The organism is Kitasatospora sp. NPDC002522 (assembly GCF_053595195.1).
The window spans coordinates 167,273-191,445 of sequence record NZ_JBSFXE010000012.1; the positions used below are offsets into that span (position 1 = coordinate 167,273).

Annotated in this window: 23 protein-coding genes, 1 tRNA gene and 1 pseudogene; 7 read left to right on the forward strand and 18 right to left on the reverse strand. The window is 72.5% G+C overall.

All coding sequences use genetic code 11. The features are described 5' to 3' along the window. Positions 1-4: 4 nt before the first annotated feature. From ACWD4U_RS13330 to ACWD4U_RS13400, 15 genes and pseudogenes are all read right to left on the reverse strand, one after another. On the reverse strand, positions 5-1,006 hold the full coding sequence (locus ACWD4U_RS13330; RefSeq protein ID WP_363452036.1) for a glycoside hydrolase family protein: 1,002 nt from the start codon (positions 1,004-1,006) through the stop codon (positions 5-7). A gap of 82 nt (positions 1,007-1,088) precedes the next feature. Further along, positions 1,089-2,012 (reverse strand): carbohydrate ABC transporter permease, encoded by a 924-nt coding sequence (locus ACWD4U_RS13335; protein WP_363452038.1) that lies wholly within the window; start codon positions 2,010-2,012, stop codon positions 1,089-1,091. A 3-nt stretch (positions 2,013-2,015) separates the two neighbouring features. Further along, entirely contained in the window at positions 2,016-2,933 is a 918-nt protein-coding gene (locus ACWD4U_RS13340; protein ID WP_363452040.1) for a carbohydrate ABC transporter permease, read from the reverse strand. Positions 2,934-2,995: 62 nt separating this feature from the next. Further along, positions 2,996-4,270: a sugar ABC transporter substrate-binding protein gene (locus tag ACWD4U_RS13345; RefSeq protein ID WP_363452042.1), complete on the reverse strand. Its 1,275-nt coding sequence runs from the start codon at positions 4,268-4,270 to the stop codon at positions 2,996-2,998. A 148-nt stretch (positions 4,271-4,418) separates the two neighbouring features. Then, positions 4,419-5,438 carry a LacI family DNA-binding transcriptional regulator gene (locus ACWD4U_RS13350; RefSeq protein WP_363452044.1) on the reverse strand — a complete coding sequence of 340 codons (1,020 nt, stop codon included), beginning with the start codon at positions 5,436-5,438 and terminating at the stop codon, positions 4,419-4,421. A 227-nt stretch (positions 5,439-5,665) separates the two neighbouring features. Next, the gene (locus ACWD4U_RS13355; protein ID WP_363452046.1) at positions 5,666-6,064 is read right to left on the reverse strand and encodes a hypothetical protein; all 399 of its coding nucleotides are present in this window, start codon (positions 6,062-6,064) and stop codon (positions 5,666-5,668) included. Between the two features lie 77 nt (positions 6,065-6,141). Further along, positions 6,142-6,954: a DUF4253 domain-containing protein gene (locus ACWD4U_RS13360; protein WP_363452048.1), complete on the reverse strand. Its 813-nt coding sequence runs from the start codon at positions 6,952-6,954 to the stop codon at positions 6,142-6,144. A gap of 376 nt (positions 6,955-7,330) precedes the next feature. Then, positions 7,331-7,404: transfer RNA gene (locus ACWD4U_RS13365), tRNA-Ala, on the reverse strand. Positions 7,405-7,522: 118 nt separating this feature from the next. Next, positions 7,523-8,722, reverse strand: coding sequence for a divisome protein SepX/GlpR (gene sepX / locus ACWD4U_RS13370; RefSeq protein ID WP_449787182.1), 1,200 nt, complete (start codon positions 8,720-8,722; stop codon positions 7,523-7,525). 150 nt (positions 8,723-8,872) lie between these two features. Beyond that, complete coding sequence (locus tag ACWD4U_RS13375; protein ID WP_363452095.1) at positions 8,873-9,499, reverse strand: GNAT family N-acetyltransferase; 627 nt, start codon at positions 9,497-9,499, stop codon at positions 8,873-8,875. Continuing rightward, positions 9,496-10,008, reverse strand: a complete 513-nt coding sequence (locus ACWD4U_RS13380) for a MogA/MoaB family molybdenum cofactor biosynthesis protein (RefSeq protein WP_363452052.1) — start codon at positions 10,006-10,008, stop codon at positions 9,496-9,498. Before ACWD4U_RS13380 ends, ACWD4U_RS13375 begins: the two co-directional genes overlap by 4 nt. Before the next feature lie 119 nt (positions 10,009-10,127). Next, positions 10,128-10,550 (reverse strand): annotated as a pseudogene (gene moaC / locus ACWD4U_RS13385) (cyclic pyranopterin monophosphate synthase MoaC); the annotation flags it as partial. 115 nt (positions 10,551-10,665) lie between these two features. After that, positions 10,666-11,985 (reverse strand): molybdotransferase-like divisome protein Glp, encoded by a 1,320-nt coding sequence (gene glp / locus ACWD4U_RS13390; RefSeq protein ID WP_363452054.1) that lies wholly within the window; start codon positions 11,983-11,985, stop codon positions 10,666-10,668. Between the two features lie 47 nt (positions 11,986-12,032). Beyond that, complete coding sequence (gene galU, locus ACWD4U_RS13395) at positions 12,033-12,953, reverse strand: UTP--glucose-1-phosphate uridylyltransferase GalU (protein WP_363452056.1); 921 nt, start codon at positions 12,951-12,953, stop codon at positions 12,033-12,035. 57 nt (positions 12,954-13,010) lie between these two features. Further along, positions 13,011-13,844: a GGDEF domain-containing protein gene (locus ACWD4U_RS13400; RefSeq protein WP_363452058.1), complete on the reverse strand. Its 834-nt coding sequence runs from the start codon at positions 13,842-13,844 to the stop codon at positions 13,011-13,013. Positions 13,845-13,923: 79 nt separating this feature from the next. On the opposite strand from ACWD4U_RS13400, the gene ACWD4U_RS13405 reads away from it, so the two are divergent. Next, the gene (locus ACWD4U_RS13405) at positions 13,924-14,505 is read left to right on the forward strand and encodes a 5-formyltetrahydrofolate cyclo-ligase (protein ID WP_363452060.1); all 582 of its coding nucleotides are present in this window, start codon (positions 13,924-13,926) and stop codon (positions 14,503-14,505) included. Here the strand turns inward: ACWD4U_RS13405 and ACWD4U_RS13410 are convergent. After that, positions 14,492-17,236 (reverse strand): penicillin acylase family protein, encoded by a 2,745-nt coding sequence (locus tag ACWD4U_RS13410; RefSeq protein WP_363452062.1) that lies wholly within the window; start codon positions 17,234-17,236, stop codon positions 14,492-14,494. The genes ACWD4U_RS13405 and ACWD4U_RS13410 overlap by 14 nt on opposite strands. A gap of 212 nt (positions 17,237-17,448) precedes the next feature. Here ACWD4U_RS13410 and ACWD4U_RS13415 point away from each other — a divergent pair, with 212 nt between their 5' ends. From ACWD4U_RS13415 to mscL, 5 genes are all read left to right on the forward strand, one after another. Then, positions 17,449-18,969 (forward strand): potassium/proton antiporter, encoded by a 1,521-nt coding sequence (locus ACWD4U_RS13415; protein WP_363452064.1) that lies wholly within the window; start codon positions 17,449-17,451, stop codon positions 18,967-18,969. A 202-nt stretch (positions 18,970-19,171) separates the two neighbouring features. Beyond that, a complete protein-coding gene (locus ACWD4U_RS13420) occupies positions 19,172-20,470 on the forward strand; it encodes an MFS transporter (protein WP_363452065.1) in 1,299 nt (432 codons plus the stop codon). Between the two features lie 93 nt (positions 20,471-20,563). Further along, complete coding sequence (locus ACWD4U_RS13425; protein WP_363452067.1) at positions 20,564-20,857, forward strand: FmdB family zinc ribbon protein; 294 nt, start codon at positions 20,564-20,566, stop codon at positions 20,855-20,857. A 243-nt stretch (positions 20,858-21,100) separates the two neighbouring features. After that, complete coding sequence (locus ACWD4U_RS13430; RefSeq protein WP_363452069.1) at positions 21,101-21,379, forward strand: hypothetical protein; 279 nt, start codon at positions 21,101-21,103, stop codon at positions 21,377-21,379. A gap of 30 nt (positions 21,380-21,409) precedes the next feature. After that, positions 21,410-21,811 (forward strand): large conductance mechanosensitive channel protein MscL, encoded by a 402-nt coding sequence (mscL, locus tag ACWD4U_RS13435; protein WP_363452071.1) that lies wholly within the window; start codon positions 21,410-21,412, stop codon positions 21,809-21,811. Positions 21,812-21,816: 5 nt separating this feature from the next. On the opposite strand, the gene ACWD4U_RS13440 is transcribed toward mscL, so the two are convergent. Both ACWD4U_RS13440 and ACWD4U_RS13445 read right to left on the reverse strand, forming a co-directional pair. Then, positions 21,817-21,993, reverse strand: a complete 177-nt coding sequence (locus ACWD4U_RS13440; RefSeq protein ID WP_363452073.1) for a hypothetical protein — start codon at positions 21,991-21,993, stop codon at positions 21,817-21,819. Between the two features lie 24 nt (positions 21,994-22,017). Beyond that, on the reverse strand, positions 22,018-22,989 hold the full coding sequence (locus ACWD4U_RS13445; RefSeq protein WP_449787183.1) for a sigma-70 family RNA polymerase sigma factor: 972 nt from the start codon (positions 22,987-22,989) through the stop codon (positions 22,018-22,020). A gap of 324 nt (positions 22,990-23,313) precedes the next feature. Between ACWD4U_RS13445 and ACWD4U_RS13450 the strand changes: the two genes are divergently transcribed. Further along, positions 23,314-24,129, forward strand: a complete 816-nt coding sequence (locus ACWD4U_RS13450; RefSeq protein WP_449787184.1) for a phosphatase PAP2 family protein — start codon at positions 23,314-23,316, stop codon at positions 24,127-24,129. Positions 24,130-24,173 lie beyond the last annotated feature (44 nt).

A 24,173-nucleotide genomic window follows, 5' to 3' on the forward strand; every position in this document is an offset into this window, starting at 1 on the left:
CGGCTCAGCAGGCCGGGGCGGCCCGGGTGAGCTCGCGCCCGGCGGGGTCGGGCAGGCCCGCGACGGTCAGTCGGCGTCCGTCCCAGGACACCGGCATCGGGTCGCTGACGCCGCCGGCGAAACCACCGTCGGGGCCGATGTGGTGAAAGCCCATCAGGACCCAGGACCCGTCGCGGCGGCGGACCAGCTTGCCGCTGTAGTAGCGGTCGTCGGTGACCTGCCGGGCGGCGCCGATGTCGAACGGGCCGAGCAGGCTCCCGGCGGGAGCGGCCCAGATGCCGCCGCGGGTGCCGGTGGCGCGGCGGGCCTCGGAGGCGTGCTCGGCGAGGCAGGAGAACAGCAGCAGGGGCTCGCCGTCGACGATCTCGCTCTGGAGGACCTCCAGTTGGCCGAAGCCGTGCACGGCGGGCGCGGACAGCGGCGGGCGCAGCTCCCAGTGCCGCAGGTCGGCGGAGACGGCGTGGCCGACCACGCCGCGTTCGAAGGCCGGTCCGGTGGTGGCCCGGGCGGTGATCAGCATGTGCCAGCCGTCGCCGTCCGGGTCGGGGAACACCCACGGGTCGCGGAACGCCTCGTCGTGCCACTGGCCGGCGTCGAGGGTCTCGTACCAGGTGGCGTCGGCGCTCAGCACCGGGTTGGCGCCGGCCTTGTGCCAGGTGGTCAGGTCGGTGGAGGTGGCGTACCCGATCCGCTGGACGTTCTTGCCGTCGGCGGCGCGGGTGGAGCCGGTGTAGAAGAGGAACCAGGTGCCGTCGGGGTGCCGGACCACCGAGCCGGTCCAGGTGGCGAGGTCGTCGAAGGCGGGGGCGTCGGCGCGGACCAGGGCGTCGGGGACCCGGGTCCAGTTCCGCAGGTCGGTGGAGACGGCGTGGCCGATGGACGCGCGGTAGTGCCGGGCCTCGGGGTCGTGCAGGGCGCGCGAGGCGTACAGGAAGAACAGGTGGTGGCGCTCGCCGTCGTCGGCGAACCAGAAGTCCCAGACCCAGGAGTCGGGCAGCGTGAACATGCGGGCCTTTCGGAGGCAGGCGTGGGGGACCCGTCGGCCGCGGCGGGGACGGCGGCGGGGTCGTCACGCGGAGGAGGAGGGGTCAGCCCTTGACGCCGCTCGCGGCGACGCTGCTGACGAAGGCGCGCTGGAAGGCGAGGAAGACCACCAGCACCGGCAGCGTGATCATCGACGTGTACGCCATGACCTCGCCCCAGGCCGGGTTGTCCTGGAAGAAGTACTGCATGCCGACCATGACGGGCCGGAGCTTCTCGTCCTGGACCACCATGGTGGGCCACAGGTACTGGTTCCAGGCGGGCAGGAAGGTCAGGATCGCCACCGTGGCGAACGCCGGACCGGAGAGCGGCACCACGATCCTGCGGTAGATGGTGAACCAGCCGGCGCCGTCGATCCTGGCGGCCTCGTCGAGCGAGGTCGGGATGGTGGAGAAGTACTGGCTGAACAGGAAGACGGAGAAGGCGTTGGCGACGAACGGGATGATCTGCACCTGGTAGCTGTTGAGCCAGCCGATGTCCCACACCACGGCGCCGTCCTGGAGGAACAGGATCGGCAGGTGCGCGACCCAGTACACCAGGGGCACCGCGATCGTCTCGAACGGGACGATCAGGGTGGCGATGACGACGCTCAGGACCAGGCCCCGCCCGCGCCAGCGCAGCCGGGACAGGGCGAAGCCGGCCATCGAGTTGACGACCAGTCCGAGGCCGACGATCGCCACCGTCACGAGCAGCGAGTTCAGCAGGAACCGGCCGACCGGCACCCGGTCGAAGACGGCGCCGTAGTTGTGCAGGCTGATGTCGCCGACCGGGAGGAAGGCCCGCCAGCCGCCGATGTCGGAGAGCAGCTGCCCGTCCGGCTTGAGGCTGGAGACGAACATGAACACCAGCGGGAACAGGAAGAACACCGCGAGACCGACCAGGACCAGGTAGGTCCACACCCGGCGGCGCCGGCGCAGCTGTCGCTCGCTCACGTCGGTGCGCGCCCGCGGCGCGCGTACGTTCTCGGCCATGGGTCAGTCCTTGTCGCGGGTGAGGTGACGCTGGATCAGCGCGATGACGAGCACGATCACGAAGAAGACCAGCGACAGCGCGGAGCCGTACCCGATCTGCTGCTGGCGGTAGCCGGTGAGCACCGCGTGGTAGACCAGCGTGGAGGTGGAGTCGATCGGGCCGCCCTGGGTCATGACGTCGATCTGCACGAACAGGCCGAGCGCGGCGATGGAGATGGTGATCAGGACGAAGATCCTGGTCGGGCGCAGGCACGGCCAGGTCACGTCCTTGAACTGCCGCCAGGCGCCCGCGCCGTCCATCCGGGCGGCCTCGTAGAGCTCCTCCGGGATGGTCTGCAGGCCGGACAGCCAGATCAGCATGTGGAACCCGACGGCCTGCCAGACCGACAGCACGATGACGGCGAACAGTGCGGTGCTGGGGTTGTTCAGCCAGGCGGTGCCCTGCCAGGCGCCGAAGGTGATCGAGTTGATGAAGGAGTTCACCAGGCCGTCCGGCTGGTACATGAACTTCCACAGGATCGAGACCACGACGATCGAGGTCACGACCGGGATGAAGAAGATCACCCGGAACGCGGTGACGCCGCGGATCTTCTGGTTGACCAGCAGCGCCAGGAACAGCCCGAATCCGGCCTGCACCGGGACGACCACGGCCGCGAAGACGAAGGTGTTGACCGCCGAGCGGAAGAACGTCGGGTCGACGGTGAAGGCGCGGACGAAGTTGTCGAGTCCGACGAAGCGCAGCGGCTCGGGCGAGACCAGCCGCGCGTTGGTGAAGGACAGGGCGAAGCCGAGCAGCACCGGCACGATCAGGAAGGCCAGCAGCAGGATCACCGCGGGCGAGGCCATCGCCAGGCCCGCCCTGGCCTCGCTGCGGCGGGAGGTCCCGCGCCGGGAGTGGTTGCGGCGGAAGGTCGCCGTCATGGGTCACGCCTTTCCGGCGGCCGGTCGGCGCGAACGCCGCCCGGCCACCGCTCGCCGCTGCGTCAGTTGCCGTAGCCGTTGTTCGACTTGATGTCGCTGTCGATCGCCTTCACGGCGGCGTCCAGGGCCGGCTTGACGTCGGCGCCGTTCATGATGTCCTTGGCGGCCTTCTCGAAGCTGGTGGAGACCACCGGGTAGCCGGGGGTGGCGGGCCGGGCCAGGGCGAACTTCTGCGACAGGACGGCGAACCGGCGCAGCGCACCGTCCTGGCCGAAGTACTTGGAGGCGGCGGTGGCGCCGGCGGTGGCGGGGATGACCACCTGGCTGTCCGCGAACTCGGTGAGGTACTTGTCCTGGAAGCTGAACTTCAGGTACGCGCGGGCGCCTTCGGACTGGTCCTTCCCGCAGCCGGCCGAGATGCCCCACTGCCAGGAGCCGCCGCCGATCTTCGGTCCCCTGCCGAAGTCCACCGGCGGGAGGATCAGCAGGTCGGAGCCGACCTTGTCCAGCGCGTCCTTGGCGTTCCACACGCCGGTGTAGCTGAGCGCCACCTTGTCGTCGATGAAGTTCTGGTTGCCGACCGGGCCGTTGCTGTTCGCCCAGCCGTTCTTGAACGCCTTCTGGAACCAGCTGAAGAACGCGACCGCGTCCGGTCCGTTGAGCGCGCCCTCGGCGGACTTCAGGCCGGTGCGGTCGAGCTCGTCGCCGCCGGCGCTCTGCAGCATCGGCGAATACGCGTAGCTCCACCACTCGCCCTTGTCGGCCGCGCCGAGGTCGAGCGGGGTCTGGTAGCCGGCGCTCTTCAGCTTGCCGATCGCGGCGTCGAACTCGGCCAGGGTCCACGGCTGTTCGACGGTGGGAATGCGGACGCCGTTCTTCTCCAGCACCGACTTCCGAGCGAAGATCGACAGCGCCGCGTCCCAGTAGCCCGCCGAGTACACCTTGCCCTTGTAGGTGCCGACGGCGGTGGGCAGCAGCGAACCGGTGAGGCTGCTCGGCAGGTCGAGCGGCTGGAGGTAGCCGGCCCAGGCCCAGTTCGGCATGATCGGGCCGTCCATGTCCAGCAGGCAGGGCAGCTTCCGGGCCGCGGCGGCCGCGGTGACCGCGTCGTTGTACGAGCCCTGCGGGAAGTTCTGCTGGACGACCTTGTACGTGTTCTGCGAGCCGTTGAAGTCGTCGATGATCTTCTTGTAGACGGCCAGCTCGCCGGGGTTGCCCGCCGAGTGGGTCCACATGGTGATCTGCGACGGACCTCCGTCGGAGGACGCGCCGTCGTGGCTGGCCTTGGCACAGCCGGTCAGCGCGACCGTCCCGAGCAGGCTCGCCGCTGCTACCATCGCGAGGGGATTGCGCACAGGTGGTCCCTTTCCCGGGGCCGACCGCCAAGTCGGTCCCGGAGTGAACGGCAGCGTCAACTGCCGTGTGGTTGCTCCAGATGAACGGCAGCGCCAACTGCCGTGTACTGCGAGGAGTTCGCCGCCGCTCTCAGCTCGCCTGCGAAGGCGGCGGCGGACCCACGGAGTCCCGGCGGATGATCGGGCACTCCATGCGGTGCGGTTCGGCCGGGTCGGCCTCCCGCTCCCCGAGCGCCACCTCCATCGCCCAGCGCCCCATCTCGTAGTGCGGCAGGGCGACGGTGGTCAGCGGCGGGTCGAGTTCGGCGGCGATCAGCTGCTGGTCGTCGTAGCCGACGATCGACAGGTCGTCCGGAATGCGCAGACCCCGGCGGTGGGCCGCGGTGTACGCGCCCATCGCCATCCGGTCGTTGAAGCAGAACAGCGCGGTCGGCCGGCGGTCGGCCGGCAGGTCGAGCAGCTCCTCGGCGGCGGCCCGCCCGCCCCCGGCGTCGGTCTCGCCGTGCACGTGCAGGGCCGGGTCGGGGGTGATGCCCGCCTCGGCGAGCACCTGAAGGTACCCCTGGTGGCGCAGCTCCGAGGCGACCACGCCGGCGCCCTCGGGCGCGTCGAGGTAGGCGATCCGCCGGTGCCCGGCGGCCACCAGCTCCCGGGTCGCCGCCACCCCGCCCTCCCGGTCGTCCGGCACCACGGCCCGCCAACTGCCCTGCGCGGGGCGGCAGTCCAGGAAGACGCTGCCCTCGGCGAGGCCCGCCGGGGCGTCGACCACCTGGTGCCACATCCGGGCGTAGACCATCGCGTCGACCCGCTGGCCGGTCAGCGCCTCGATCGCCTGCCGCTCCTGCGCCCGGTCGCCGTCGGTGTCCACCAGCACCACCAGGTGGCCGTGCTCGCGGGCCGCATCGTTCGCGCCCGCCAGCATCCGTCCGGCGAAGGGGGTGGTGGCGATCGTGTCGGAGATCAGGCCGATCATCCGGGTGCGCCGCGTCCGCAGGCTGCGGGCCACCGAGTTGGGCGCATAGCCGATCGCCTCGGCCGCCTCCCGGACCTTCGCCTGCGTCTGGGCCGAGATGCGACCGCTGCCCGCCCCGCTCAGCACCATCGACACCGTCGCCGTCGACACCCCCGCCGCGGCGGCGACATCCGACATCCGCGCCATCCTCGTCCCCACCTCGCCCCGGCCCGTTTAATCGATTAACCGCTGGGAAGCGAGTATGCAATCAGCCCGATACGCGGTCAAGGGGCGGACGCGGCAGCGTTACCTCACCGCAACGCGAACCACCCGGGCCGACGACTCCCGCCGGCGCCGGGATCGCTTCCCGTCCAGCCGTAGATCGTTTCCCGACACCGGGCGCCTTGCCCTCTTCGCAGGGCGTCTCACCACGTACGGTCGCGCCACTCGTCGATGGGGACGCGGCCCTCGGTGACATCGCAGCAGCGCTCGGCCCACGTGGAGGCGACGAACACTGGCCTGCTCAGGACCACATCTCCTGCGCGCTGGGCACGGAGGACGACTCCGAGCGTCTCGGAGCCCGGGTCCGCGTGCTGGGAGTACCGCAGGTCATGGCCGTGGGCTGAGGTGTATGCAGTGAAGGCGTCTTCGAGCTCGGACGGCACGCGGCCGACAAGTCGCAGTCCGTCGAGCGTGACCTGAGGCCCGCGGAGCGCGTTGACGGCCACACAGGTCAGACGGCCTGCGTCGTAGTAGGCCGTGACGGCCGGAGCAGTCGGCACGTCGGTGAAAGCGAACGCCGACACAACCGCCCAGACGCTCATGCGTCGCACCGTCTCCCTCGCCTAGGTGGGCCCGCCGCCGGAATCGGCTTCGACTCTCGCGCAGCGGCTGCAGCCGGTCAGTCCCACCAGAAACCCCAGCAGTGACTGTGGACGAGCCGTCCGGCGTATGCGGTCAGCGTGTTCGGGTGGCACCCCTGCCAGACGTTGTCGGGGCAGAACGCAAAGTGCTCGGCAGCCACGAGGAGAGCGTCATCTGACGTTGTCGGGGGTGCGGCGACGCTGAGGTGGAGGGTGGCTGGGCCCACCGCGACGACGCGTGCACCGAAGCGGTGTTCCCAGTCGGCCACGACGGCGGAGAACTTGGCGGTGTCGTTGTCGTAGTTGACCGGACCGTCCCAGCCGGCGGCGGTGAGCGCGTGGGCTCCCGAGCCGGCGGCGACGAGTCCGAGCCTGGTCTGCGGGCGGCGGGCGACGAAGTCCTGCCCGTAGTCGACGGCCGCGGTGTCCGGATCGGTGGTCAGGCGAGAAGTCGGAGCGAGTCCCGGCCAGGTCCGTCCGAAGGGGGCGGTGACGGCCAGGCGGTCCTCCGGCGAGAGCATGTCGTCGTCCTCGTCGATGACGGTGTGGTTCTTCCACCACCGCCCGAGAAGCTCGGCCACGTCATGGGTGTTCGGGGAGGACATCCGCTCGGGGAACAGCTCGCCGGTTGCCCATGGTCCGAACTCGCCGCCGTGGGAGTCCCTGGCGTCGAGCAGCAGCGGCCACAGGCCGGTGCGCGCGTGCTCGGCGAGGAGCCGCGCCCAGAGCTCGGCGGTGACCGGCCCGTCGCTCATCCAGATGGCTTCGATGTCTCCGCCGCCTTCGTCCGACGTGATCAACCGGCCGGGTGGGAGCGGGGTCTCGACGGCGGACAGGAGCTCAGCATTCATGGGCGGATGCTAGCCACGGACTCCGACACCGGCGGGACCGCTTCACCTCGGTTCTGGGAGCCAGCGTCACCCACCAGCCCGGTCGACGTCTACGGCCCGGCGATCCATGACCTGCTCAGGATCCCGCCCCGGCCGCCTGAACGCATAGATTCCGGCCTCGACAAGGAAGCCCCATTCACCCTGGCCATCGGCACGCCGAACGGGCGTCTCTTGCCGACCTGCTGACGAACGGTCCGACCATCCTCCGAAGAGCCTGGCCCGCCACCGCCGTTGGCCGCACCCACGTGCCTCCCGCGCCCCGGACATCGCCTTGAACAAACCCGCGCAACGCAGAAATCCCGCCCGGTCACGAGGACCGGACGGGATTTCCGTTGGGTGGAGCTGAGGGGATTCGAACCCCTGACCCCCTCGATGCGAACGAGGTGCGCTACCGGACTGCGCCACAGCCCCAACGAGAAGAAACTCTATCACCTCTGCGGAGGTACTCGTGACCATGCTCGGAACGGCGAACGCCCCGGCGCGGGCGGCTGGCCTGCGGCGGGGCGTTCGGGGTGGGACGCGGGCGGGGTCACTCGTTGGCGGCGCGGGGCCGGGTGTACTCGGCGCCGGCCTGGGCGGCCGGGTCGGCGTACTGGTCGAAGAGCGGGGTGCCGGGGCGGCCCGAGTCCCAGGTGCCGGGGGCGGAGAGGTCGAGGCCTCGGGTGACCCTGGGGGCGACCGGGGCGGTGACGTAGGTGGGCAGCGGGACGGGGACGGGCTCCCAGGAGTCCGGGCCTGCGGCGGCGCGGGCGCGGACGCCGTCCACCCACTCCTCGTGCTCGGTGGCCTCGGCGAGGGCGGTCGCGGTGGTGGCCGGCTCGGGTGCCACGGACGGGCGGCGCTCGGTGGCCGGCTCGGTGACCGGCACCGCGGCGGCCCGGGCACGCTCGCGCTCCCGGAGCCGTTCGGCGGCCTGCGCGGCCCGCACCCGGTCCAGCTTCACCTCGTAGCGCTGCCGCTCCAGTCGGCGCAGGTGGCCGATGTAGAGGGTGAGCAGGGCACCGGGGACGGCCGGCACCCAGAGGAAGGCGAAGCCCGCCACGGCGGCGAGCACCGCACCGAGCGCGAAGGCGAGGAACAGCAGGGTGACCATGCGCCGCCGCCGGGCCAGCAGCCGGGCACGCCGCTCCGCGGAGTGCCGGTCGGTGGCGTGGCGATCGGTGGCGTGCCGGTCGGCGCCATGACGATCGGTGGCATGACGATCGGTGGCGTGACGATCGGCGCCATGACGATCGGCGCCATGACGATCGGTGGCGTGACGATCCGTCGAGGGCCGGTCGCCGGGCTGCCGGTCGGCGGCGCGGTGCTCGTCCGCGCGGTGGTCGTCCGCGCGGTGGTCGGCTGACGTGCCGTCACCGCCTGCTCGCGTGCCCGGCTCGGCCACCGCCGTGGCGGGTGCCGCGTCGACGGAGGAGTCGCCGTGCCACGCCGCACGCTCGGTCGGCACGTCGGCGGGGTCCGCCGTGGGTGCCGATGCCGACGGGACCCCCGGGTCCGCCGCGTCCGCGGACGGCTCGGCGGGGGGCTGCTGTTCGGAGGTCTGGTCGCCCAGGGCTCGGGCCGCGCGCCGTTCCAGGGCCGATCGTCCGGCCAGCAGGCGGATCGCGGTACTGAAGCGTTCCGTCGGACGCGACTCGTTGAGCTCGTCCTGCCTGCGGAGCCACATCGGCACCAGATAGGCAGCCCAGGCCCCTACGATGACCGCGTAGATAAGGCCGCTACTGCTCACGTTTCACACGGTACGGGCGCAGGGTAAGGCGCTGCAGCAATTTGGCACGGCGTGTCGTGCGATCAAGCTGATTCTCAGACTATTTTGCCGGTATTTGTGACGGCTCGCCCCACACCTGATGCCATATCGATATCTATTTCGAACAAATATTCAATTTTGCTGCGGCGGACGGTTCCTGAGGGAGTGCCAGCGGGTCAGCAGCCCGTCGGCGGCCTCGTCGGCGGTGAGCGCGTAGACCAGGTGGTCGCGCCAGTCGCCGTCGATGTGCAGATAGCTGGGACGCATTCCCTCCGAACGGAAGCCGAGTTTCTCCACCACCCGGCGGCTGGGCCGGTTCTCGGGGCGGATGCAGACCTCGACCCGGTGCAGTCCGAGATCGCGAAAGCAGTGGTCGACCGCGAGCGCCACGGCGGTGGGCATGATGCCGCGGCCGGCCACCGCCTCGTCGACCCAGTAGCCGACGTTGGCGGAGCACATCGAGCCCCAGGTGATCCCGCCGACGGTCAACTGGCCGACCAGCCGGCCCTGGTAGAGGACGACGAAGGGCAGCATCCGGCCGGCCGCGGCCTCGCCGCGCAGGTAGCGGACCATCTGCCGGTAGGTGGGCCGGGGCGCGGGCTCGCGGCCGGGCGGGGCGGGCGGCACGGTGGCCTCCCAGCGGCGCAGCCAGTCGCGGTTGCGGCGGCTGACCTCCTGCCAGTCGGCCTGGTCGCGGCGCCGGATCGGCCGCAGGACGACGTCCCCCTCGGCGAGCACGACCGGCCAGCCCGCGTTCAGGGCGTGCCCCCGGGCTCGGCGGGAGCGGAGGGGGAAGGCCTCGGGTGGTCGCCGCCGCCGAGCTGGTCGACGGCGTGCGGCAGCAGCGGGGAGAGGACGGCCAGGCCGTCGCGGACGCCGCCGGTGGAGCCGGGCAGGTTGACGATCAGGGTGCGTCCGGCGAGGCCGGCCAGGCCGCGGGAGAGCGCCGAGGTGGGGACCTTCTCCCGGCCGTACGCGCGGATCGCCTCGGCGATGCCCGGGATCTGACGGTCGATCACCCGGGCGGTCATCTCGGGGGTGAGGTCCTGCGGGGAGATGCCGGTGCCGCCGGTGGTGAGAACCACGTCGTACCCGGCGGCGACGGCCTCGCGCAGGGCGGCCTCGACCGGTTCGCCGTCGGGGACGACCGTCGGGCCGTCGACCGCGAAGCCCATCGCCCGCAGTCCCTCGACCAGCAGCGGGCCGCCCTTGTCGGCGTAGACGCCGGCCGAGGCGCGGTTGGAGACGGTGACGGCGAGGGCTCTCACTGCCCGTCCTCCCCGCCCCGGACGTCCGCCGCGCCCGGCCCGTCCTCCCCGCCCCGGACGTCCGCCGCGCCCGGCCCGTCCTCCCCGCCCTGAAGGTCCGCCGCGCCCGACTCGTCCTCCCGCGCCCAGTCGCCGCTCTTGCCGCCGGTCTTGCTGAGCACCCGGACGTTCTCGATCGAGGCCGCTTTGTCGACGGCCTTGACCATGTCGATGACGGTGAGGCCGGCGACCGCGACGGCGGTGAGGGCCTCCATCTCGACACCGGTGCGGTCGGCGGTGCGGACGGTGGCGGTGATCTCCACGGCGGTGTCGGTGACCCGGAGGTCGAGGGTGACGCCGGAGAGCGCGATGGGGTGGCACAGCGGGATCAGGTCGGGCGTCTTCTTGGCGCCCATGATCCCGGCGATCCGGGCCACCGCGAGGGCGTCGCCCTTGGGGACGCCCTCGCCGCGCAGCAGTTCCACCACCCGCGGGGCGACCCGGACCGTGCCGGCCGCGACCGCGACCCGGGTGGTGGGGGTCTTGGCGGAGACGTCGACCATGCGGGCCGCGCCGGTGTGGTCGACGTGGGTGAGACGGTCGCCGGGGGGTGTGTCGGTCACGAAGTGCTCCAGTGGCGCGGTGCGAATACCGCGCTACCGTACAGCCCCGCCCCGGTCAGTCCGTGAGAAGGACCACATCGACGGCGCTGCCGGCGGGCAGCGCCGTGACGTCCTCGGGGACGGTGATCAGGCAGTCGGCCTTGGCGAGCGCCCCGACCAGGTGCGATCCCTCGCCGCCGACCGGGGCGACGGCGCCGTCGGCCGCCCGGTACGACCCGCGCAGGAACTGGCGGCGGCCGGCCGGGGAGCGCAGCGCGGCGGTGGTCGTGGCGCGCACCACCGGGCGGTGCACCTGCTCGGCCGCGAAGCCGAGCATGGTGCGGATCACCGGGCGGACGAACAGTTCGAAGGAGATGTAGGCGCTCACCGGGTTGCCGGGCAGGGCGAGCAGCGGCACGCCGGTCCCGGCGCCGATCCGCCCGAAGCCCTGCGGCTTGCCGGGCTGCATCCGCAGCCGGCGGAAGTCGACGCCGCCGTAGCTCTCGAAGACCTCCTTGACCACGTCGTACGCGCCGACCGAGACGCCGCCGCTGGTGACGATCAGGTCGGCCCGGCCGAGCTGGTCCTCCAGGACGGCGCGCAGGGTCGCCGCGTCGTCGGGGACGCCGCCGACCCGGTAGGCGACGGCGCCGGCCGCGATGGCGGCGGCGGTGAGGGTGAAGGAGTTGGAGTCGGAGATCTGTCCGGGGCCGACCGGCTCGCCCGGCTGGACGAGTTCGCTGCCGGTGGAGAGCACGACCACCCGGGGGCGGGGGCGGACCTTGACGGCGCCCCGGCCGATCGCGGCGAGCAGCCCGAGCTGGGTGGGGCCGAGCACCGCGCCGGCGTCCAGCACCCGGTCGCCGGCCGCGACGTCGCTGCCGCGGCGGCGGATGTGCGCGCCCTCGCCGACCGGGCGCAGCACCCGGACCTCCTCGTCCGGCACGGCGGCGCCCATCGAGTCGGCGGCCCGGCCGGTACCGGTGCCGCCGTCGGTCCACTCGACCGGGGCGACGGCCTCGGCGCCGGGCGGGACGGGCGCGCCGGTCATGATCCGGGCGGCCTGGCCGGGGCCGACCTTGGGCAGCTCGCCCGCGCCGGCCGCGATGTCGCCGACCACGGCGAGCACCGAGGGGTACTCCTCGGTGGCCCGCACGGTGTCGGCGGTGCGCACCGCGTAGCCGTCCATCGAGCTGTTGTCGAAGGGCGGCAGGTCGCCGCCGGCGTGCACGTCCTCGGCGAGCCGGCAGCCCTGGGCGTCGAGCAGTTGCAGCTCGATCGCGGGCAGCGGTGCGACCGCGGCGAGCACGTCGGCGAGGTGTTCGTCGACGCTCCACAGGCGCGGCGACGCCGGGGCCTCGGCGCCCTCACAGCAGGGGTCGGGCTTCCCGGTCATCGCTCACTCTCGCCTTCGTGGTGGTCGTACCCGTGGTCGTTGCGGGGTCAGTCCTGCATCTCGGCGGCGACGAACTGGCGCAGCCAGTCGCGGAACTCGGGGCCGAGGTCGTCACGCTCGCACGCCAGCCGGACGATGGCGCGCAGGTAGTCGGCGCGGTCGCCGGTGTCGTAGCGGCGGCCCTTGAACAGCACGCCGTGCACCGGGCCGCCGTGGTCCTGGTCGCGGGTGGCGAGTTCGCGCAGCGCGTCGGTCAGCTGGATCTCGCCGCCGCGGCCGGGCTTGGTGTCGCGCAGCACGTCGAAGACGGCGGGGTCGAGCACGTAGCGGCCGATCACCGCGTAGTTGGAGGGGGCGTCGGCGGTGTCCGGCTTCTCCACCAGGTCGGTGATCCGGAAGACGTCGTCGCCGTAGCCGTTGGGCTTGACCGCGGCGCAGCCGTAGAGGTGGATCTGCGCGGGGTCGACCTCCATCAGGGCGACCACGGAGCCGCCGAGTTCCTGCTGGACCTCGATCATCCGGGACAGCAGCGGGTCGCGCGGGTCGATCAGGTCGTCGCCGAGCAGGACCGCGAAGGGCTGTCCGGCGACGTGCTGTTCGGCGACCGAGACGGCGTGGCCGAGGCCCTTGGGGTCGCCCTGCCGGACGTAGTGCATGTTGGCGAGCTGCACGGACTCCTGGACGCGGCGCAGCCGGTCGTGGTCGCCCTTGCGGGTGAGCAGCTCCTCCAGCTCGTACGCCCGGTCGAAGTGGTCCTCCAGGGCCCGCTTGTTGCGGCCGGTGACCATCAGTATGTCCTGCAGGCCCGCGGCGGCGGCCTCCTCGACCACGTACTGGATGGCCGGCTTGTCGACGACCGGCAGCATCTCCTTGGGAGTGGCCTTGGTCGCGGGGAGGAACCGGGTTCCCAGTCCGGCGGCGGGGACAACCGCCTTGGTGACCGGGGTGCGGGCGTGCGTCTTCGTCATGCGTAGACCTTACTGAGGCGTGGATTCCGCCCGGCTGAGAGCAGGGTGAAACAGTCGTCAAGCCCCTTCGCTGACCGCCGCCCGACTGGTGTCGGCGGTCTCGGGCGGGGTGGGGGTGGCCCCGCCTGGGCCGGTGGACACCCTATCGGGCAGCGCGGCGGTGTTCGGGTCCAGTGTGCCGGGGCGGGCCGGGCGCCAGCAGTCGCCGCCGGCCTCGCGGGCCTCGGTGAGCGCCCGGTCGGCGGCGCGCAGCAGGACGGCGGCGTGGGCGCCGTCGCGGGGCAGCACGGCCAGGCCGATCGCGGCGGTGAGGCCGCTACGGGCGCCGGGGGCGGCCCGCTCGCCGGGGTGACGGTCGGTCAGTTGGTGGCGGCGGACGGTCCAGCAGAGCCGTTCGGCGACCTGGGCGGCGCCCTCGGCGCCGGTGTCGGGCAGCAGGACCAGGAACTCCTCGCCGCCGTAGCGGCCGAGGGTGTCGCCGCGGCGGATCTCCACGGCGAGGCGCTGGGCGAGTTCGCGCAGCATGGTGTTGGCGCGGGCCCGGCCGTGGGCGGCGACCACCGCGTCGAAGCCGGCGATCTCCACCATGAGCACGGCGAGCGGGCGGGGTTCGGCGGCGGCGGCCTCGGCCCGGCGGGCGCGTTCGATCTCGCGGTCGAGGGTGAGCTGGAGGTGGCGGTAGTTCCACACCCCGGTGAGCGGGTCGCAGGAGGCGGTGCGCCGCAGTTCGTCCCGTTCCGCCGTCAGTTCGGCGATCCGCTCGTGCAGTTCGGCCTCCCGCCGGGCGGCGCCGGCCGCGGCGCGGCGGCCGCGCAGCCGGTACCAGCCGGCGGCGGCCGGGGCGGTCGCGCCGACCGCGGCCAGGGCCTGGAGCAGGAGCGGGGTGGACATGGGGCGGCCTCGACGTGTCAGGCTCGTGTCACCGCGAACGGTGGCGAGCTGGGAGAGATGTCCGTTGTCTGCTGATCACATGCCCAACGACAAGGCGGCCCTGAGGTCACGGCTGCTCGCCGAACGGCGGGCGCTCGACCCCGACACGCGCGAACGGGCGGCCCGCGCGCTGGCCGGGCACGCCGCCTCGCTGGTGCCGCCGGGTGGCACGGTGGCGGCGTACGTCTCGGTCGGCGCCGAGCCGGGCACCCGCCCGCTGCTGGCGGCGCTGGCGGCCGCCGGGGCGCGGGTGCTCCTGCCCGTGCTGCTGCCCGACAACGACCTGGACTGGGCGCCGTACGAGGGCGACACCCGGCTGGTGCCGGCCGGCCGCGGGCTGCTGGAGCCGGTCGGGGCCCGGCTGGGCGCGGAGGCGGTGACCGCGGCGGACGTGGTGCTGCTGCCGGGCCTGGCGGTGGACCGGCGCGGGGTGCGGCTGGGCCGCGGCGGCGGCAGCTACGACCGGGTGCTGGCCCGGCTGGCCCGGGCCGGCGCGCACCCGCTGCTGGCCACCCTGCTGTACTCGCACGAACTGCGGGAGGCCGTGCCGGCCGAGCCGCACGACCTCCCGGTGGACGCGGTGGTCACCCCGGACGGGGTGACCCGCTTCAGCCCGCGGTGAGCGTCATCGTGTTCTTCGCGGCCTTGTCGACGGCGTCCTTGCCGAAGGCCCAGGGCAGCAGTTCGCCCCTGGCCCACAGGTCGGTCTGGTCGTTGTAGTTGGCGTGGAAGGCGTGGCCGGAGGCGCCGCCGACGTTGATCCAGCGGGAGGCGTCGAAGTTGCTCAGGTCGACGACCATCCGCATCGACGGGATCCAGTCGACGTCGTACCCGGCGGCGGCGTTCCAGCCCGCCGCGTCGACCGCGGCGGTGCCGCCGGAGAGCTTGTACGGGCCGCGGTTGAGCAGGCGCTGGACCACGCCGGAGGCGAGCGAGGAGTCGTCGCTGCCGAGGGTCGGCTCCTGCAGGGTCAGCTGGTGCAGCCGGCCCCAGCTCCAGGTCTTGATGTCCTTGCTGAGCCGCGAGGTGAGGTCCTGCCGGGCGTCCTTGAGCGCCTCGGCGAGCAGGTTGTTCAGGCCGTGCTGCTGCTGGTGGTTGGAGTCGATGTAGTCCCACCATGCGGAGTCGGGGTGCGCCAGTTGCTGGCGGACCACCTCCATCCAGCGGTCGCCGCCGTCGGGCTGGGCCTGCGAGGCGTCCCGGGTGCCGCACTCGGTGACCGCCTGCGCGGCGCCGTTCAGCGCGTCGTCGGGCAGCGTGTTGTCGCGCTTCTGCCGCACCAGCAGGCAGTCGCCCTTGGCCCGCAGGTCGGCCGGGAACTTCTGCCCGAAGGCGAGGGTGAGCAGCGCCCGCCACACGCCGTTGTAGTACGCGGCGGCGGCCGAGTCGGCGTCCTGGTGGTAGTTCCAGTCCTTCAGCAGGTCCTGCGCCTCGCGCACGTACGCGTCGGAGACGTTGACCTTCAGCAGCAGCGGGACCAGCGTCTTGGCCATCACGCTGGTGTTGTCCAGCTGCATGGACTGCATGTCGTCCGGGGAGATCCGGCCGCCGTTCTTCAGCTTGTCCTGGATCTGGTCGGTGATCTCCTTGGCCCGGGTGCCGTACTCCCAGTCGGTGGTGAGCAGCGGCTTGTAGGCCGGGTCGACGACGGCCTGGTTGGCCGTCACGATGTAGCCGGTCGGCGGGTTGTAGGCGTAGGGCAGCGACTTGAACGGCAGGTAGTTCGGGCTCCAGGCGTAGCCGGAGTCCCAGCCGGGGGCCGGGTAGCGGCCGTCGCCCTTGGTGCGGACCGGGATCTGGCCGGGCGCCTGGTAGCCGATGTTGCCCTTGGTGTCGGCGTAGATCAGGTTCTGCGCGGGCACCGCGAAGTCCTGGGCGGCGCCGCGGAAGTCGTTGAAGTCGGCGGCCCGGTCGAGCTTGAAGACGGCGTCCATGGTCTTGCCGGCGTTGAGCGCGGTCCAGCGCAGCGCCACGCCGTAGCCGGCCGCCCGGTCGGGGGCGGCGTTGCCGGCCGGCGCGGACTTGCCGACGTTCTGCTGTTCCGAGCTCTGGTCGGAGATCAGCGGCATGCCGTCCTTGGTGGTGCGGACGGTGATGGTCCGGTCCTCGCCGCCGGCCACCTTGATGGTCTCCTTGCGGAGGGTGAGCTTCTGCTCCTGGTTGTCGAGCAGGTAGGTGTCCGGGCCGGTGACCTTCTCCAGGTACAGGTCGGTGACGTCGGCGCCGAGGTTGGTGAAGCCCCAGGCGACGTTCGCGTTGTGGCCGATCACCACGCCGGGCATGCCGGCGAAGGTGTACCCGGCGACGTCGTAGGTGCAGCTCTTGGAGACGGTGCGGCAGTGCAGGCCCATCTGGTACCAGATCGACGGCATCCCGGGGCCGAGGTGCGGGTCGTTGGCCAGCAGCGGCTTGCCGGTGGTGGTGTGGGCCCCGTCCACCACCCAGGAGTTGGAGCCGATGCCCTGGCCCTGCGGCCCGAGCAGCGCCGGCAGGTCGGCGACCCGCTCGGACAGGTCGCTCAGCAGGCCCTGCACGGCGGCCCGGTTCTGCGCGCTGCTGCCACCGGTGGCACTGCCCGCCGGGGCCGGCAGGGCGGCGCCCTCACCGGGGGTGTAGGTGCCGTCGGCGGCGACCTTGCCGGTCTTGAGGATGGTGCCGTTGCGGTCGTACGGGTAGTCCGGGTACAGCTGGGCGATCTGGTCGGCGCCGAAGTCCTGGGACAGCAGCGAGCGGTCGATCTCCTCCTGCAGGTTGCCGGACAGGCTCCAGGCCATCGCCTTCAGCCAGGCCACCGAGTCGACCGGGTCCCACTTCTCCGGCTGGTACCCGCTGTTCACGGTGCCGAGCAGCGCGTACTCCAGCGAGGCGCCGGCCCCGCCCGGGTGCTCGGCGAGCCAGGCGTTCACGCCCTCGGTGTAGGCGGTCAGGTTGCGCTTGGTGTCCTCGGAGAGGACGGTGTCCCACTCCTTCTGCGCGACCTGGCGCCAGCCCATGGTGCGCAGGAAGGTGTCCTTGTCCACGGAGGCGGAGCCGAACATCTCGGACAGCCGCCCGGAGGTGACGTGCCGTCGGACGTCCATCTCCCAGAACCGGTCCTGCGCCTGCACGTAGCCCTGGGCGCGGAACAGGTCGGCGTCGGTGTCGGCGTACAGCTGCGGGATGCCCTTGTCGTCCCGCTTCACGTCCACCGGCGCGGACATCCCGGCCACCTTGACGCTGCCGGTCGTCTGCGGGAACGAGGAGCGGACGGTTCCCACCGCCCACCAGCCGCCACCGGTCAGCCCCGCCACCAGCAGCACGGCCAGCAGGATCACGATCAGACGTGCGCGCCGGAACTTCTTCGAGCGGGGCATCCGAATCCTTGTGATGAGGGAGCTTGCGGCCGTGACAGGTCACCACATTAGGGCGACGGCACGGAGCGCCGTGCACGGGGGACGTGCACGGTGGGTCCGCAGGGACCCTACCGGCCCCGGATGAAAGAAGGGACTAGCGTAAAGATCAAGTAAAATGTTAGACTGAGTAACGATCCGTCAGATTTCTCCTCCGGCCACCGAGGTGCCCCTGCGTGACCGTTGACCACCTGAACCAGCTGCTGCTCGAGTCCGCGGTGATCCTGCTGTTCGCCGTGGTCGCCGTGCGGTTCTCCACCCGGTCCGGACTCCCATCCCTGCTGATCTACCTCGGCATCGGCGTCGCGCTCGGGCAGAACGGCATCGGGATCGGCTTCAACAACGCCGAGCTCACCCAGGTGCTGGGGTACGCGGCGCTGGTGGTCATCCTGGCCGAGGGCGGACTCAAGACCAGCTGGCCGTCGATCAAGCCGGTGGTCCCGGCCGCGGCGGTGCTGGCCACCTTCGGCGTCGCCGTCTCGGTCTTCGTCACCGCGGCCGGCGCGCACTGGCTGGTCGGCCTGGAGTGGCGCACCGCGCTGCTGCTCGGCGCGATCGTCTCCTCGACCGACGCCGCCGCGGTCTTCTCGGTGCTGCGGATGGTCCCGCTGCCCAAGCGCCTGACCGGCCTGCTGGAGGCCGAGTCCGGCTTCAACGACGCCCCCGTGGTGATCCTGGTGGTCGCCTTCGCCACCACCGGCGAGCTCGACCCCTGGTACGTGCTGGTCGGCACCATCGTGGTCGAGCTGGCGATCGGCGCGGCCGTCGGCTGGACGGTCGGCCGGCTCGGCGCGTACGCGGTGCGGCGGGTCGCGCTGCCCTCCTCCGGCCTGTACCCGATCGCGGTGCTGGCGCTGATCGTGCTCGCCTACGCGGGCGGCGCGCTGCTGCACGCCTCCGGCTTCCTCGCCGCGTACATCGCCTCGGTGATCCTCGGGAACTCCAAGCTGCCGCACGGACCCGCGGTGCGCGGCTTCGCCGACGGCCTGGCCTGGATCGGCCAGATCGGCATGTTCGTGGTGCTCGGCCTGCTGGTCACCCCCGAGACCATGGGTTCGGCGATCGTGCCCGGCCTGGTGGCCGGCGCGGTGCTGGTGTTCCTCGCCCGCCCCGCCTCGGTGCTGGTCTCGCTGACGCCGTTCCGGGTCCCCTGGCGCGAGCAGGCCCTGCTGTCCTGGGCCGGCCTGCGCGGCGCGGTGCCGATCGTGCTCGCCACCATCCCGCTGGTGTCCGGCGCGACCGACGCCCAGCAGCTGTTCAACGTGGTCTTCATCCTGGTGGTGGTCTTCACCCTGCTCCAGGGCCCCACCCTGCCGCTGGTCGCCAAGTGGCTGCGGATCGGCGAGGGCGACCTCGGCCAGGACCTGGGCATCGAGTCCGCGCCGCTGGAGAAACTGCACGGCCACCTGCTCTCGGTCTCCCTCGCCCCCGGCTCCCGGATGTCCGGCGTCGAGGTCTCCGAACTGCGCCTGCCCAAGGGCGCCGCGGTCACCCTGGTGGTCCGCGAGGGCAGCAGCTTCGTCCCGGACCGGATCACCGTGCTGCGCGAGGGCGACGAACTGCTCGTGGTCACCACCGACGAGGTCTCGGAGGCCGCCGAACGCCGGCTGCGGGCCGTCGACCAGGGCGGCAAACTCGCGGGCTGGCTGCAGTCCGCGGAAGGTTCACCTTCCATTTCCAGGAAGAAGCGCCGCTGAACCGGTAAGCTGAAGGCAGACACACGCTTTTTCCGTTTCTGCCTGATGCAGAGTCGGCGCGACCGCTCGGCGGCCGGACGCCCCTGGGGAACCGCCCGGGCCCGGTATCTACCCCGGTCGACGCGCTCGAGGACGACTCTCGGCGCCGGTCCCGGTCACACCCGCACCGGTCCGCGCTACCAGGCAGCAGAGAGGACCGACCGTGGCGGCCCGCCGACCGGTCGACGACCCCACCACCACCCGCGCCGGCTACGGGACGCTGCTGCGCACCCCCGGCTCCCTCACCTTCCTGCTCCCCGCCCTCGCCGCCCGCCTGCCCTACGCGATGCTGGGCCTCGGCATCGTGCTGCTGGTGCGCGAGACCACCGGCTCCTACGGCCTGGCCGGCGCCGTCGCCGCCACCGCCGCGGTCGCCCAGGCCCTGATCGGCCCGCAGACCGGCCGGCTCGCCGACCGGTACGGCCAGGCCGCCGTGCTACTGCCCAGCGTGCTGGTGCACGCCGTCGCGGTCGCCGCGCTGATCGCCCTGGCCCTGGGCGGCGCCCCCGAGTGGACGCTCTTCCTGGCCGCCGCCCCGGCCGGCGGCTCAGTGCCGCAGATCGGCGCGATGGTCCGGGCCCGCTGGGTCAGCCGGCTCAGCGAGCGGCCCGCCGTGCTGAACACCGCGTTCGCCTTCGAGTCGGTCACCGACGAGTTCACCTTCGTGGTCGGCCCGGTGCTGGCCACCCTGGTCGCCACCGCGGTCAGCCCGGCCGCCGGCCTCACCGCCGAAGCCGCGCTCACCCTGCTCGGCGGCCTCGCCTTCGCCGCCCAGCGCCGCACCGCACCCGCGCCCACCGGCCCCGCCGCACCCGGCCGCCGCCGCGCCTCCGCCCTCGCCTCCCCCGGCGTACGGCTGCTGGCCGGCGCCTTCCTCGGCCTCGGCACCGTGTTCGGCGCCCTCCAGGTCTCCATCACCGCCGCCACCGAACGGGCCGGCAGCCCCGGCCTCAGCGGCCCGGTCTACGGCCTGTTCGCGGCCGGCTCGATGATCGCCGGCGTGCTCTACGGCCTGGTCGCCTGGAAGCGCTCCGCCCGGCAGCGGATGCTCGGCTGCTACGCCCTGCTGGTGGTCGGCTGCTCCACCCTGTGGGCGATGCCGAACCTCACCGCGCTGGCCGTGGCCGGACTCTTCTGCGGCCTGGCCATCGCTCCGACCCTGATCACCGGCTACACGCTGGTGGAGACCCTGGTCGCCGACGGCGCCAAGACCGAGGCCTTCACCTGGCTGACCGGCGCCATCGGCCTCGGCCTGGCCGTCGGCTCCACCGCCGCCGGCCAGCTGATCGACCACGGCGGCCCGTCGCTCGGCTTCCTGGTCCCGCTGGTCGGATCCGGCCTCGGCCTGGTGGCGCTGGTCACGATGCGCCGTCTGCTGCTCGCCCCGGGCTCCGCTACACGTACCGTGGCCAGGGGAGTCACCGGCCGGCGCACGCCGGCCGTGGCCGCGCAGCAGGGCTGAGGCGCTGGACTCCACCAGCGGAATGCCGCATCATTGACCGTCGTTAGCACTCATCGAGTCAGAGTGCCAGGGGGAGTGCAGGAGGAAGCGGAAGTGCCCACGTACCAGTACCAGTGCACCGAGTGCGGCAACGGCCTCGAGGCGGTGCAGAAGTTCAGCGACGACGCGCTGACCACGTGCCCCGACTGCCAGGGAAAGCTCCGCAAGGTCTTCTCGGCCGTGGGCGTGGTCTTCAAGGGCTCCGGCTTCTACCGCACCGACAGCCGCTCCAGCTCCAGCAGCTCGGTGAGCTCGTCGTCCGCCACCCCGGCCTCGACGCCCTCGACCTCGACGGCCGCCTCGTCCTCCTCGGGCAGCACCTCCACCTCGGCACCGGCCGCGAGCTGAGGCCGCTCCCCCCGGTCGTTCACGAGCCCCGGCAGCGCGATCCGCGCCGCCGGGGCTTCCGGCTTTCCGGGGACGGTTACGGGTGACTGCTCCGGACGGCGCAGCGCCTCACCCGGGCGGGTGAGCGCGGTTGTCCACAGGTCCGGGTTGTCCACAGCCCCGGCAAACCCCTCCGTCCCTGGCACCGGCCGGGCGCAGGATGGCCGGCACGACCCCCGCCGCCTCGTGGAAAGGCCCGCCGCCGTGACCGCCTTCGTGCTTCCCCCGCTGCCCGCCGCGATCGTCCCGCCGCGCCGCGAGGTGCCCGACTTCCCGCCGATCCGGGGCACCGGCCGCGGCCGGCACCGCCTGCGCCAGGCCGTGCGCCGACGGCCCGGGCTGCTGGCCGCGGGGCTGCTCGCACTCGCCACCGCCCTCACCGCGGGGCCGCTGCGCCCCGGCGCTCCCCCGCCCGGCACGCTCTCCCCCGGCCCGCCCGGCTGCCCCGCCGCGTCAACCGGAAGGCTGGGAATTCACCCGTGACCTTATGGGGCTGACGCCGTTCGACGCGGCATGAAGGGCTTCAAGGAATTCCTGCTCCGCGGCAACGTGGTCGACCTGGCGGTCGCCGTGGTCATCGGCGCCGCGTTCACCAACATCGTCAACGCTTTCGTGAAGGGCGTGGTCAACCCGCTGGTCGGTCTGTTCGGGACCAAGGACCTGGCTTCCTACAGCTCATGCCTCAAGGGGCCCTGCACCGTCGACGCCGCGGGGAACGTCACCTCCGGCATCTTCATCCTGTGGGGGTCCGTGCTCAGCGCCGTCCTGAGCTTCGTGATCACCGCGGCTGTCGTCTACTTCCTGCTGATCCTGCCGATGAACCACTTCATGGCCAAGCGCAAGACCCCGGAGGAGCTGGAGGCGACGGAGGTCGAGCTGCTCACCGAGATCCGCGACGCGCTGGTGCGCCGCTGACCCTGCTACTTCTCCCCGTGATGCGGGGGCCGCTGGCTCGCGTACCAGTCCAGCCCCCGCTCACCGTCCCCCCGCGACTCGCCCCAGCCCCGGTCGGTGTCGTCCCCGCTCTGCTGGTCGAACGGGTCCTTGAACACCAGCCGGGGCTTGGGCTGGTCGGCGTGCTGTTCCTGGTTGGCCATGCCGTCCACTGTAGAGCGCCCCGGCTAGGCGGCTTCGAAGCCCGCGTGGTCCGCGATCTTCTTCAGCTCGGCGAGGGCGTGCTTCTCGATCTGGCGGATCCGCTCGCGGGTCAGGCCGTGCTGCTTGCCGACCTCGGTCAGCGTCCGCTCGCGGCCGTCCTCCATGCCGTAGCGGCTGCGGATGATCGAGGCGGTGCGGTCGTCGAGGCGGCCGATCAGGTCGTCCAGCTCCTCGCGGCGCAGCATCACCATGACCGCGTCCTCGGGCGAGGTCGCGCCGGTGTCCTCGACCAGGTCGCCGAACTGGGTCTCGCCCTCGTCGTCGACCGACATGTTGAGGCTGACCGGGTCGCGGGCCCAGTCCAGCACGTCCTTGATCCGCTCCGGGGTGGTGTCCAGCTCGGCGGCGATCTCCGCCGGCTCGGGCTCGCGGCCCAGCTCCTTGGACCGCTCCCGCTGGACCCGGCGGATCCGGCCGAGCTCCTCGACCAGGTGGACGGGCAGCCGGATGGTGCGGGACTGGTCGGCGATCGAGCGGGTGATCGCCTGCCGGATCCACCAGGTCGCGTAGGTGGAGAACTTGAAGCCCTTGGAGTAGTCGAACTTCTCCACCGCGCGGACCAGGCCGGCGTTGCCCTCCTGGATCAGGTCGAGCAGGGGCAGGCCGCTGCGCGGGTAGCGCCGGGCCACCGCGACGACCAGCCGCAGGTTGGAGCGGATGAAGACGTCCTTGGCGCGCTCGGAGTCGTCCGCTATCGCCTGCAGCTCCTCCCGGGTCGCACCCTCGGGCAGCTCGCCCTGCTCCAGCAGGTGCTGGGCGAAGACCCCGGCCTCGATCCGCAGGGAGAGCTCGACCTCCTCGGCGGCATCGAGCAGGGGCGTCCTGGCGATCTCGTCGAGGTACATGCCGACCAGGTCGCGGTCGGCCTCGAGGTTGGTCGGGCGGGCGGTGCGAGTCCGATCGGCCCTGTCGCGTACGACGGCACGGGTGGCCATGCTTGCTCCCTCACTGACGCTGCCCGGCGGGCTCCGATCCGCCGCCCGGCACAGGTGTGTGGGCCATCCGGTGGCTCACACGTAACGATCCAACGCACAGAAATCGGACAACATTCCCAAGTCACTCAGTTTTTCCGGTCTCATGCAGTATCCTGCCGATTTTCATCCGATCGGTACACGCAGCGTGACCGGGGATGCACACCCGGCGGTCAATCCTTCGGCACCGGATCTTTCCGCCGCCTTCGCGGCATATCCGCACAACCGATGCCGAATCGCTATCGCCGCTGCGCCGGTTCGGGGCCCGCCGCTGGGAAGGTGTCAGGCATGTCCAAGTCAGCCGATCCGGCACCCGCCGAACCCGCGCCCGGCCCGCGCTCTCCGGTACAACGCCGGAACCTGCGCGCTTGTGCCGCGGTGGCGGTGGTTTCCGTCGCGCTGCTCGGTGTGTTGCTGGCGCTGGTGGAGGGCGACTGGTCCCCGCTGGCCCGGCTGGACCAGGGGTGGGTGGCCGCGCTGCACCGGTTCGCGAGCGGGCACACCGCGTGGACGGCGGCGATGCGGACGCTGGCCGACCTGGGCGGCCCGGTGGTGATGCGCTCGCTGCTGGCGGTGGCCGCGGTGTGGCTGTGGACGCTGGGCGCGCGGGCGCTGGCGGGCTGGGCGGCCGCGCAGGCGCTGCTCGGCTGGGCGGTGGGCAACGCGGGCCGGGCACTGGTGGACCGGCCGCGGCCGCACTTCGCCGACCCGGTGGCGAGCGTGCCGGGCGGCTCGTTCCCGTCCGGGCACGCGATGGCCTCGGCGATCACCTGCGGGGTGCTGCTGGCGCTGCTGTGGCCGCGGGCGGACCGGGTCGGGCGGGCGGTCGCGGCCGGGATCGCGCTGGCGGCGGTGCTGGCGGTCGGCTGGACCCGGATCGCGCTCGGCGTGCACTACCCGAGCGACGTGCTGGCGGGCTGGCTGGCCGCGGCGGCGGTGCTGACCGGCCTGACGGTGGCGGTGGAGCTCTGGCGGCCCGGCGCGCTGCTCCGGGACGCCCGCCGGGTGGACTGGCGGACCAGACCGCGGGTGCAGCGGGTGCTGGCCGGCGCGGCCCCGGCGGCGGAGAAGGCGCGGCCCGGCCGTGACCGGGACGGTTCCTGACTGATCGTGAGGAACGTCACACCTGCGTGCCGGGTTCCTCCGGG

What these genes read in the sequence shown, in the direction of transcription:
- ACWD4U_RS13330 (WP_363452036.1), bottom strand. Translation starts at nt 1,006, where the DNA reads ATGTTCACGCTGCCCGACTCCTGGGTCTGGGACTTCTGGTTCGCCGAC.
- ACWD4U_RS13335 (WP_363452038.1), bottom strand. Translation starts at nt 2,012, where the DNA reads ATGGCCGAGAACGTACGCGCGCCGCGGGCGCGCACCGACGTGAGCGAG.
- ACWD4U_RS13340 (WP_363452040.1), bottom strand. Translation starts at nt 2,933, where the DNA reads ATGACGGCGACCTTCCGCCGCAACCACTCCCGGCGCGGGACCTCCCGC.
- ACWD4U_RS13345 (WP_363452042.1), bottom strand. Translation starts at nt 4,270, where the DNA reads ATGGTAGCAGCGGCGAGCCTGCTCGGGACGGTCGCGCTGACCGGCTGT.
- ACWD4U_RS13350 (WP_363452044.1), bottom strand. Translation starts at nt 5,438, where the DNA reads ATGTCGGATGTCGCCGCCGCGGCGGGGGTGTCGACGGCGACGGTGTCG.
- ACWD4U_RS13355 (WP_363452046.1), bottom strand. Translation starts at nt 6,064, where the DNA reads ATGAGCGTCTGGGCGGTTGTGTCGGCGTTCGCTTTCACCGACGTGCCG.
- ACWD4U_RS13360 (WP_363452048.1), bottom strand. Translation starts at nt 6,954, where the DNA reads ATGAATGCTGAGCTCCTGTCCGCCGTCGAGACCCCGCTCCCACCCGGC.
- glp (WP_363452054.1), bottom strand. Translation starts at nt 11,985, where the DNA reads ATGACCGGGAAGCCCGACCCCTGCTGTGAGGGCGCCGAGGCCCCGGCG.
- galU (WP_363452056.1), bottom strand. Translation starts at nt 12,953, where the DNA reads ATGACGAAGACGCACGCCCGCACCCCGGTCACCAAGGCGGTTGTCCCC.
- ACWD4U_RS13400 (WP_363452058.1), bottom strand. Translation starts at nt 13,844, where the DNA reads ATGTCCACCCCGCTCCTGCTCCAGGCCCTGGCCGCGGTCGGCGCGACC.
- ACWD4U_RS13405 (WP_363452060.1), top strand. Translation starts at nt 13,924, where the DNA reads ATGCCCAACGACAAGGCGGCCCTGAGGTCACGGCTGCTCGCCGAACGG.
- ACWD4U_RS13410 (WP_363452062.1), bottom strand. Translation starts at nt 17,236, where the DNA reads ATGCCCCGCTCGAAGAAGTTCCGGCGCGCACGTCTGATCGTGATCCTG.
- mscL (WP_363452071.1), top strand. Translation starts at nt 21,410, where the DNA reads ATGAAGGGCTTCAAGGAATTCCTGCTCCGCGGCAACGTGGTCGACCTG.
- ACWD4U_RS13440 (WP_363452073.1), bottom strand. Translation starts at nt 21,993, where the DNA reads ATGGCCAACCAGGAACAGCACGCCGACCAGCCCAAGCCCCGGCTGGTG.
- ACWD4U_RS13445 (WP_449787183.1), bottom strand. Translation starts at nt 22,989, where the DNA reads ATGGCCACCCGTGCCGTCGTACGCGACAGGGCCGATCGGACTCGCACC.
- ACWD4U_RS13450 (WP_449787184.1), top strand. Translation starts at nt 23,314, where the DNA reads ATGTCCAAGTCAGCCGATCCGGCACCCGCCGAACCCGCGCCCGGCCCG.